Origin of the sequence: Micromonospora sp. NPDC049230 (assembly GCF_040647875.1) — a bacterium.
Lineage (GTDB): Bacteria > Actinomycetota > Actinomycetes > Mycobacteriales > Micromonosporaceae > Micromonospora.
Map to the genome: position 1 here is coordinate 1 of NZ_JBEZCZ010000095.1, position 1,261 is coordinate 1,261.

General features: G+C 67.6%; 1 protein-coding gene. It reads left to right on the plus strand.

Annotated features, from left to right (window positions below; translation table 11 throughout):
* Positions 1-466 precede the first annotated feature (466 nt).
* Positions 467-1,261, plus strand: a 795-nt coding sequence (locus tag AB0A95_RS34690; RefSeq protein ID WP_357559990.1) for an IS701 family transposase, incomplete at its 3' end; no start/stop codon positions are given.

The following is a 1,261-nucleotide window of genomic DNA, read 5'->3' on the forward strand; positions in this document are numbered from 1 at the left end:
GCTACCCACTTCCAGGCCACCCTCGACCTGGTCGAAACCCTTGACTGGCTACGCGCCGTCCCCGACCACCAAGATCTACGAGACAGAACCTAGGGTGCGGCAAAGTCCTCGGTCGAGCCGAGGCGCAGTCCAGACGGCGGTCCGGCAAGGCGGAGATTGACCTGGATACAACACCGGTATCCAGGTCAATCTCCAACGCGGCCGGTCGTCGTCTGGGCCCGCCGCAGGCCGACCAGGGGCTTTGACACACGCCCCTAGTACTCCAGCCGCAGTTGCCTGGTCTGGGGTTTCGGCAGGTAACTGGCATGATCGACGTCGTGGATGAGTCTGCCGTCTAGCTGCGAATGTCGATGTTATTCGGTGGGTAGGTGGTGTGGTCGCACCGTCTGTCTGTTGTGGCTAGTCGCGGGGCGGGCAGGCTCCCGTGCTTGTGTTGATCGATGAGATTGTGGGCTGGCGGGCGGGTCTGGATGATCTGTTGGCGCGATTCGCGCACCGGTTCGGGCGTGCCGAGCCGCGCCGGCAGGCGCTGAGTTACCTGGTCGGGTTGCTGTCGCCGCTGGCGAGCAAGAACGGCTGGACCCTGGCCGAGGCCGCCGGCGACACCACGCCGGACCGGATGCAACGGCTGCTCAACAAGTCAGCGTGGGACCCGGACGCTGTCCGCGACGATCTGTTTGCCTACGTGTCCGAGCACCTCGGTGACGACGACGGGGTGCTGATCGTCGACGAGACCGGATTCCTGAAGAAGGGCATCAAATCGGCCGGGGTGCAGCGTCAGTACTCGGGCACGGCCGGGCGGACGGAGAACTGCCAGCTCGGCGTGTTCCTGGCCTACGCCAGCCCACACGGGCGCACGCTGATCGACCGGGAGCTGTATCTGCCCCGCGGCTGGTGCGACAACCCTGCCCGCCGCAAGGAGGCCGGCATCGCCGCTGGCGTCGGGTTCGCCACGAAACCCGCGCTGGGCCTGCGGATGCTCGAACGCGCCATCACCGCCGGACTGCCGGCAAGGTGGGTCACCGCGGACGAGGCATACGGGCAGGACTCGAAGTTCCGGACCTGGCTGCAGCAACACAGGATCGGTTACGTCCTGGCCGTGCCCCGCAACCAGCGGGTCCCGACCACGGTGGGCAACTCCCGCCCGGACGTCCTCGCCGCCAACGCACCGGCCCTGGCCTGGAAGCGTCGCAGCTGCGGCGCCGGTGCCAAAGGACCGCGACTCTACGACTGGGCGGTGGCCTCCCTGCCCGGCACCGCC